A 7,405-nucleotide genomic window follows, 5' to 3' on the forward strand; every position below is an offset into this window, starting at 1 on the left:
TCACCCCTCGCCCAAGAGCGCCCTGGCATCCTTGATCCGCAGGAAAAGCGTCAGGGGCTCCACCGCCGTCTCGGAAAACCCCGCATCGAGGTAAAAGGCCTTCGCGCGGTCGTTCAGCGCGTGCACCAGAATGGCCGCGATGCCGACCTCATGCGCCGCCGCCGTGATCCGCAACACCGCATCGCGCAAGAGCGCCCGGCCAAGGCCATTTCCCTGTTCGGTGGCATCAATCGCCAATCGGCCCAGCACGATGACCGGCACCGGATCGGGCATGTTCTGCCGCAGCTTGCGCGGCGCCAGATCATGGCTGACTGATCCGGCGGCCAGCGCGTAAAAGCCAACCACGCGCAGGCCCCGGCACAGCACATAGGTGCGCGACGCGCCCGAGGCCTGATTGGCGCGCGCCTTGCGCTTCAGCCAGCCGTCCAGAGTCGGCGCACCGGACGCAAAACCATCGGTCAGATGATCGTCAGCCAAGGGTTCCGGCGCGCGCAGGGGTCCGTCACCCGGCGTCACTTGTCCCATGGCGCGGGCGTGGCCAGCAGCTTGCGCAGGCGCGCGTTCGGTGCAGGAGGCGCATCAAGCTGAGCCATGAAGGCGCTGAACTGTTCGGCGTCCAGCCGGAACGCCGTGCGATCCATCAGGGCATCCTCGGCGGCCTGCCGACTGGCTTCCATCATGAATTCAGAGCGGTTCTTGCCGAGGGTCGCTGCGGCACGGTCGATCAGTTCGCGGTCACGCGGGGTGACGCGAAGATTGATCAGCGACCGGCGCTGGGCGTCGTCGTTGGGGGTCACGGCAACCATGGCACGCACTCCTGTGATGATTTGATCTCATATGTAAAGACAGTAGCTTTACATTTCAACTGCGGAACGGACCAATCATGAAATCGCTCTGCCCAGACCTGCAGGCCCATCTCGATGAAGGCACCACCACGCTCGCCTGGTGCTGGCGGATTTCGCGCAGCGATGGTGTGGCGCTGGGCTTCACCGATCATGATCGCGCTCTGGTTTTCGATGGCACCGCGTTTGAACCGGAAAGCGGCTTTGCCGCCTCGGAGATCCGCGCCGGGTCAGACTTGGCCGTCGATGCACAGGACGCAAGTGGCGTTCTGACTTCGGATCGGATCACCGAGAGCGACATTCTCGACGGGCGCTGGGACAACGCGGCGGTCGAGCTGTGGCGGGTCAATTGGGCCGACGCCAACCAGCGTGTGCTCCTGCGCCGGGGTGCGGTGGGTCAAATCCGGCGCGGGCGGATCGCCTTCGTGGCCGAGGTCCGCAGTCTGGCACATCTCCTCGGCCAGACCGTCGGGCGGACGTTTCAGGCGGGGTGCGATGCGGAGCTTGGCGATGCGCGCTGCGGCATCGATCTGGAAAACGCCGTTTACAAGGGGAATGGCATGGTGACCGACCTGCTGCGCGACCGCGCCTTCCGGGCCTCGGGGCTGGCGGGGTTTGACGCGGGCTGGTTTGCCGCCGGGACCCTCACCTGGACCAGTGGCACCAATGCCGGGCGGATCACAGAAGTCCTGTCCCATGGCCTGACCGCTACCATCGCCACCCTGACCCTGCTGGAAGCGCCCATCCGCGCCATCGCCGAGGGCGACAGTTTCATCTCGCGCGCGGGCTGCGACAAGCGCATCGCCACCTGCACGGGCAAGTTCGCCAACACCCCCAACTTCCGGGGCTTCCCGCATATCCCGGGGCAGGACGCGGTCCTCAGATATGCATCGCAAGATGGCAGCCATGACGGAGAAGTTCTGTGATGACCGCCGATCCCGCCCTTGTCATCGCCACCGCCCGCCGCTGGCTCGGCACGCCCTATCACGACCAGGCAAGTCTGCATGGGGTCGGTTGCGATTGCCTTGGCCTCGCGCGCGGCGTCTGGCGCGAGGTGGTGGGCGACGAGTCCTTCCCGATCCCGCCCTACAGCCGGGATTGGGGCGAGATGGGCCCGCGTGAGGCTTCGGAGCCGGTCCCGCAAGGGGCCAATCGCTCCAGTGGAGCGATTGGAGGCGGAGAAGGCCCGATAGGGCTAGCCGAGGGCGCGCGCCGCATGATGATGGAAGCCGCACCCGCCGACGCACCGCCCGGCGCGTTGGTGCTCTTCCGCATGGCCCCGCGCGCCATCGCCAAACATGTCGGGATCCTGACCGGACCTGACCGGTTTATCCACGCCTATGAACGGCTGGGTGTGATCGAGCAAGGGCTCACCCCAAGCTGGCGGCGGCGCATCGCCTTCCTCTTCCCCAGAAGCTGAGACCTCCCCCATGGCAACCCTTGTCCTCGGCGCCGTCGGCACCGCCATTGGCGGCAGCATCGGCGGCAGCCTCCTCGGCGTGAGCGCCGCCACCATCGGCGGTTTTGTCGGCTCATCCATCGGGTCGGTGGTCGACACCTGGATCGTCTCGTCGCTCGCCCCGGCCCAGCGGATCGAAGGCCAGCGCCTCGACAGTCTGCGCATCACCTCCTCGACCGAAGGGGCGGTGATCCCGCGTCTCTTTGGCCGGATGCGCATCGGCGGCAACATCATCTGGGCCACGGATTTCCGCGAGGAGACCAAAACCAGCCGTCAGGGCGGCGGCAAGGGCGGCGGGCCAAGGGTCACCACCACCGAGTTTCTCTACTTTGCCTCCTTCGCCGTACCGCGCCGCCGCCTGACCCGAACGATGGCGACCGATTCCTCGTAGCCTCCGGCGCAACGGGCGACTGGGCGGGGTGGGACAACAGCATCGCCTATTGGGTCGACGGGGCGTGGATGCAGCTTCCCCCGCGGCCCGGCTGGCGGGCATGGGTCGAGGAGTTCGACGGATCAGCAAACTCTCCGGGGGAGAGTTTGCCCGGAGAACGCCTGCTGCTGGTCTTTGACGGCGCGGGCTGGATCGGGTCCACCCCGGACGCGCTGCAAAACATGGCGCTGCTGGGGCTGGGCACCACGGCGGACGCCGCCAATCCGTTCTCGGCCAAGCTGAACGCCGCTCTCTGGACGGCAAAGACCGTGGCCGAGGGCGGCACAGGCGATCTGTTCTACACGATGAACAAGGAGGCTGCAGGCGACGATCTCGGCCTGACGCTGCAGACCGGCTTCGTGACAAGAGCGCTGGTCGGCCTCTTCGGCTCCGACAGGTTGCGCCTCGCGGTCTCGCCCGATGGCAGCACCTTCTTCGATGGCCTCAGCGTCGACAACACCACCGGTATCGTCGATCAGCCCCGGCTGCCGCGCTTCAAGGCATGGACCAACTTCGACAATTACGTGGGCGTCGGGACCTGGACGAAGATCGGCATCAACAACACCGACTATAACGATCAGGGCGCATTCGACGCCGCCAACAACCACTTCGTGGCCCCCGCCTCTGGCACCTACCTCTTCGGCGCGACGCTCCTCTACAAGGTCAATGCCAGCACCTCGGCGCGCATGCGCGGGCGGCTCGTGCTGAACGGCACCACCGAAATCCGCGGCTCCTTCGGCGAAATCAGCGGCGGTCACGTCTCTCTCGCCACCGCCCTCTGGCTGCAAACCATGGTGCCACTGACCGCAGGCGATACCGTCGAACTGCAGGGGTATTTCCGGGCTGCGGACGGGTTCTTCGCGGCCAATCACACCTCATTCTGGGGCTGCAAGGTTGGCTGAGGGCCCCCGGCACACCCCTGTTGCACACCAACACCAACCCCCGACCAAAGGATATCATCATGACAGAGCGCACCTCATTGCTGCAGGAGGTCGGCGCGGCCTTGCGCGACAATGGCCTGACCGCCGCCATCACTGCGCTGATCGGCGGCTTCATAGCCCTCCTCGCCGCCGTCACGCGCCGCGCCTTCACCAATGACGCGATGCTGCTGCGGCTGGACCGCGAGTTGCTCGCCGAGCGCGACCGCGTGGATCGCCAGCGCGCAGAGGATCGCAAGGGCGACGCCGACCGGCTGGAGCGCATCGAGGCCGACATCCGCGCGATGCGAGATCTGATGTTTGAAGCCTTCCAGCGCGGCCGCACCGACTGACGATCGCGCCCATCACCAAGCCACCCCACCCGACCCGCCCTCTGCAGGCGGGTTTTGCATATCTGGAGACCATCATGCCGACCACCACCTATGCCCATTACCGCGACGTGCCAGACTCTGACTGGCGCTGGCCCAGCTTTTCGCCCGCAGAGATCGCGTCGCGCGGGGAGGGCGCGATCAGGATCAACACAGAGGCCATGGACAAGCTGCAATCGCTGCGCAACCGCCTCGGCAAGCCGCTGATTGTCCGCTCGGCCTATCGCAGCCCGGCGCATAACCGCGCGGTCGGCGGTGCGCCTGCCTACAAACACATGCAGGGCACGGCGTTTGATATCGCCATGTCGAACCACGATCCCGTTGCCTTCGAGGCGGCAGCACGGGCCGTGGGCTTCCTCGGCTTCGGCTATTATCCCCGCTCGGGCTTCATGCATATCGATCTCGGGCCCGCGCGCAGCTGGGGCGATCCCTTCCCGCCCCGCGCCACACCCTTCGTGCCGGAGCTGGCCCCTGCCCGCGAGGTGCTGGCCGACAGCCGCACTTTGCGCGGTGGCGGTGCGGCGGGAGCGGCCACCGTCGGCGCCACCGGGGTGGAGGTGGCGCAGCTGGTCCTTGCCGAGACCCAATCTGCTATCCAGCCGCTGGTGCCCTACCTCGACACCCTGCGCTGGGTGTTCATCGCCCTGGCACTGACCGGCATCGCCGTCGCCATCCATGCGAGGGTCGACGACTGGAAACGGGGCCAGCGATGATGGGCTGGATCACCACCATCCTCGTCAGCGGCCCGGCGCGCAAGGCGCTGGGCCTCGTGCTGGCAGTGCTGACCATCGTCCTGTTTCTGCTGAACGGTAATCTCCCCCGAAATTAAGGGGCTGCAAAAGTAGAATTTTCTCGGCAAGCTGCGTGAGTTGTTTTTGGGTGTGGCTCATCGCCCGGTCATCCTTCTTGTCGACGTGCGCTGCTGCGCATGGCCCAATCCGCGCCGCCATAGGTGACTGCATAAACAAGCACTTCGGCGGCGTCATCGTCAACAACGAAGGCAATCACGGCTTTCCGACCTGCCGGGATGGCACGCAGACCACGGGCGATTTCATCTCGTAGACTGCCCTTGTGCGGCGTGGCCTTCAGCGTGGTGATGGTCGCCTCGATCTCGGCCAGCTTGCGGGCTGCCGCATCGGGACCGGCATAATCGAGAATCCACTGGGCGATGGCGTCAAGGTCGCGCGCGACAAGTGGGTGGAAACGAATGCGGTAGTTCACGCTCCGCGGGCCGCCCCGATAGTACGGCGGGCAGTGGCGAAGGCGTCGTCCTGGTCGATGAACTCTTCGCGCGGCGTTTCCATGCGCGCACGGATTTCCTGCGTGAGGGCAGAGAGGGCCACGTCGCGTTCCTGTTCATCCTGCATCATCTGTTCCAGCGCGGCCGCGACTGCAGCGCTCTGGGTCGCGAACACGCCCTGCCCGACCTTTTCAGAAAGGAACTGGTGGTGGCGGTCGGTGAAGCTGAGGGTGGTTTTGACGGTCATCCGCGCCTCCATGGTATGACTGAGTCATATATTGGATCGGGACGATGGTTTCAACCGTGGCGGCCGGCACCGATCAGGCCGTCCACATCGCTTTCCATCATCAGTTGCAGAACAGCTTCCGCGATCGAGCGCAGCAAGTCGCCCTGATCATGCTTTTGCAGAAGCTCGGTTAGGTCCATGGTGGTCTTGGTCATCGGGGTCTCCGTGTGGTCCGTGATTGAAGTCGCCAAACTCCACCTCGACCATACACCTCGATGGCCACCTGAGATTACACCGTTGACGGCGCAGAAATTACACCACGTCCGTGGACGCTACCCGCCGGCATCAAGTAAGGGGCGTTCAGAATGGGTTTTTCGAAAAATGACATGTTGCGACCTGTTGAAAAGAGGTGTTGATTTCGGCGGAACTGCACTGGTCAATCTGGTGGTCGCCTTGGCGGCACCTCGCATTGCGTCATCAACACAATCTGCTGATCCTGCGGCCGCCTTGCCGCAGGATCAGTATCAAGCCCCAAGCGCTTGAGCGCGTAGAACAGAAGCGCCCGGCGCACCGGGATCTGCGCCCTGCCCTTTTCCATCCCGTAATCCATTTCAATCGCACGTTGCTGAGTGGGCGATAGATCAGGGTGCGGCCCAATTTCGAGTACCACGTCACTGTGCCAATCTACGTCAGCTTGGGGATCTGCAGTGACCGCTCCCTGCTTGTCGATCTCGACGATCCGTGAAAGCAGGAAGTCCTTGAACACCTGATCGTTCTGGCAGAACGCGCGAGCGTGCCAGCGGAACCCATCAAAGGCCAGCGCATGCGGCTCGATCCAGCGCACGCTGGGCTCGGGGCGAGACATTGACTGGTAAGTTATCTCAAGGGCAGCGGGCAAGTGGATCGCCGCCAGAACATCGCGCAAAGTTTCTGGTGCAACGCCCCGCACAGGTGTTGGCGTCGCGGCGAAACCGGGAAACACGCTGATCCAGCTCTGGTCGCGCGAGACCAGGCCTTGATCAACGGCACGCAACTGAGCGAGATAATCTTCGGCGCTGGGCGTTATAAAGCGAGGTTTGAAGGCTCTACCTCGAACATAGGCCCGCTGGCTCTTGTCATAGACGAGGTTTCGCTTCCAGCGTTCCGAATAGCGTGACAGGTCGAGCGATGCCTGCTGCAGAGAGATACCGAAGGTGTCCATCAGGTCGGCCCTGTTGATCCGACCATGCCAGAAAACCCGGAACTCAATGAACTCGTTGCGCCTCGACGCACTCCAATTCAGCTGCTTTGCTTTCTTGCCTGCCACCCAGTTCCCTTCCTGATCCCCCTTGCACTATAAAACTATAAAATAGTCCCTCGCAATAAAATGATTCATGTGAACGACTTCGCGACGCGGATCAACCGTCGGCCGCCTCAAAGCCCTGCAAGTAAAGCTCAATCTCGGACACAAGGCGCAGGTCAATCCCGCCATCGCCGCGTATAACTGCCAGTGCGCTGCGGGCGCGATCGCTGCTCGTCCATTCGGTCTCCACGACATCCGGCGCTGACCAGCGCTCTTCCAACCAGGCACGATACTGCATGCGCTCTTCGGCCGAGAGCAGTTCGGGCGCGTGAAACGCCACGAGCCGGCGACCAAGCTGGCGCAGACGAGGATCGGCCAGGCTGGCGACGATTTCCTGGCGTCGGCGCCAGTCTGCATGCTGAAACTCCACCAGCAACACCTTGTCAGCATGGCTGTAGAAGCCGCCATAGATCTGCTTCTCGACCGGAGGGGTTGTCAACGCCGGAGTAAAATTGGGCCACGGGGCGGCGCAAAACTAGGCCACCTGGGGTTTCTGCGGGGCGCGCGTGGCGGGCGGCGGCCAGTCAGCCGCGCTCTCCATGTAGCTGGCGGGTGACTGG

Annotated in this window: 11 protein-coding genes and 2 pseudogenes; 6 read left to right on the forward strand and 7 right to left on the reverse strand. The window is 64.2% G+C overall.

The window, feature by feature from the left end; genetic code table 11:
• Complete coding sequence (locus tag KAK09_RS16935; RefSeq protein WP_210880119.1) at window positions 1–477, reverse strand: GNAT family N-acetyltransferase; 477 nt, start codon at window positions 475–477, stop codon at window positions 1–3.
• A 35-nt stretch (window positions 478–512) separates the two neighbouring features.
• The gene (locus tag KAK09_RS16940) at window positions 513–806 is read right to left on the reverse strand and encodes a type II toxin-antitoxin system TacA family antitoxin (protein WP_210880120.1); all 294 of its coding nucleotides are present in this window, start codon (window positions 804–806) and stop codon (window positions 513–515) included.
• A 77-nt stretch (window positions 807–883) separates the two neighbouring features.
• Between KAK09_RS16940 and KAK09_RS16945 the strand changes: the two genes are divergently transcribed.
• From KAK09_RS16945 to KAK09_RS16970, 6 genes and pseudogenes are all read left to right on the forward strand, one after another.
• A complete protein-coding gene (locus KAK09_RS16945; protein WP_210880121.1) occupies window positions 884–1,768 on the forward strand; it encodes a DUF2163 domain-containing protein in 885 nt (294 codons plus the stop codon).
• On the forward strand, window positions 1,768–2,262 hold the full coding sequence (locus tag KAK09_RS16950) for an NlpC/P60 family protein (RefSeq protein ID WP_210880122.1): 495 nt from the start codon (window positions 1,768–1,770) through the stop codon (window positions 2,260–2,262). The genes KAK09_RS16945 and KAK09_RS16950 overlap by 1 nt, the downstream gene beginning before the upstream one ends.
• A 10-nt stretch (window positions 2,263–2,272) precedes the next feature.
• A pseudogene (locus tag KAK09_RS16955) lies at window positions 2,273–2,647 on the forward strand (hypothetical protein); the annotation flags it as partial.
• A complete protein-coding gene (locus tag KAK09_RS16960; RefSeq protein ID WP_210880129.1) occupies window positions 2,536–3,633 on the forward strand; it encodes a DUF2793 domain-containing protein in 1,098 nt (365 codons plus the stop codon). The pseudogene KAK09_RS16955 and the gene KAK09_RS16960, both read left to right, overlap by 112 nt.
• Window positions 3,634–3,692: 59 nt before the next feature.
• Window positions 3,693–4,001 (forward strand): hypothetical protein, encoded by a 309-nt coding sequence (locus tag KAK09_RS16965; protein ID WP_210880123.1) that lies wholly within the window; start codon window positions 3,693–3,695, stop codon window positions 3,999–4,001.
• Window positions 4,002–4,075: 74 nt separating this feature from the next.
• Window positions 4,076–4,750, forward strand: a complete 675-nt coding sequence (locus KAK09_RS16970; RefSeq protein WP_210880124.1) for a YcbK family protein — start codon at window positions 4,076–4,078, stop codon at window positions 4,748–4,750.
• Window positions 4,751–4,934: 184 nt separating this feature from the next.
• Here the strand turns inward: KAK09_RS16970 and KAK09_RS16975 are convergent, their stop codons facing one another.
• From KAK09_RS16975 to KAK09_RS16995, 5 genes and pseudogenes are all read right to left on the reverse strand, one after another.
• Entirely contained in the window at window positions 4,935–5,258 is a 324-nt protein-coding gene (locus tag KAK09_RS16975; protein WP_210880125.1) for a type II toxin-antitoxin system RelE/ParE family toxin, read from the reverse strand.
• On the reverse strand, window positions 5,255–5,524 hold the full coding sequence (locus KAK09_RS16980) for a hypothetical protein (RefSeq protein WP_247651388.1): 270 nt from the start codon (window positions 5,522–5,524) through the stop codon (window positions 5,255–5,257). Before KAK09_RS16980 ends, KAK09_RS16975 begins: the two co-directional genes overlap by 4 nt.
• Window positions 5,525–5,580: 56 nt before the next feature.
• Window positions 5,581–5,718 (reverse strand): annotated as a pseudogene (locus KAK09_RS16985) (IS256 family transposase); the annotation flags it as partial.
• Window positions 5,719–5,939: 221 nt separating this feature from the next.
• Window positions 5,940–6,809: a BrxR family helix-turn-helix transcriptional regulator gene (locus KAK09_RS16990; protein ID WP_336244479.1), complete on the reverse strand. Its 870-nt coding sequence runs from the start codon at window positions 6,807–6,809 to the stop codon at window positions 5,940–5,942.
• A gap of 91 nt (window positions 6,810–6,900) precedes the next feature.
• On the reverse strand, window positions 6,901–7,284 hold the full coding sequence (locus tag KAK09_RS16995; protein WP_210880128.1) for a hypothetical protein: 384 nt from the start codon (window positions 7,282–7,284) through the stop codon (window positions 6,901–6,903).
• Between the last annotated feature and the right edge of the window lie 121 nt (window positions 7,285–7,405).

Source organism: Roseovarius autotrophicus (assembly GCF_018069895.1).
GTDB classification, from domain to species: Bacteria; Pseudomonadota; Alphaproteobacteria; order Rhodobacterales; family Rhodobacteraceae; genus Roseovarius; species Roseovarius autotrophicus.

What these genes read in the sequence shown, in the direction of transcription:
- KAK09_RS16970 (WP_210880124.1), top strand. Translation starts at nt 4,076, where the DNA reads ATGCCGACCACCACCTATGCCCATTACCGCGACGTGCCAGACTCTGAC.
- KAK09_RS16940 (WP_210880120.1), bottom strand. Translation starts at nt 806, where the DNA reads ATGGTTGCCGTGACCCCCAACGACGACGCCCAGCGCCGGTCGCTGATC.
- KAK09_RS16950 (WP_210880122.1), top strand. Translation starts at nt 1,768, where the DNA reads ATGACCGCCGATCCCGCCCTTGTCATCGCCACCGCCCGCCGCTGGCTC.
- KAK09_RS16945 (WP_210880121.1), top strand. Translation starts at nt 884, where the DNA reads ATGAAATCGCTCTGCCCAGACCTGCAGGCCCATCTCGATGAAGGCACC.
- KAK09_RS16965 (WP_210880123.1), top strand. Translation starts at nt 3,693, where the DNA reads ATGACAGAGCGCACCTCATTGCTGCAGGAGGTCGGCGCGGCCTTGCGC.
- KAK09_RS16980 (WP_247651388.1), bottom strand. Translation starts at nt 5,524, where the DNA reads ATGACCGTCAAAACCACCCTCAGCTTCACCGACCGCCACCACCAGTTC.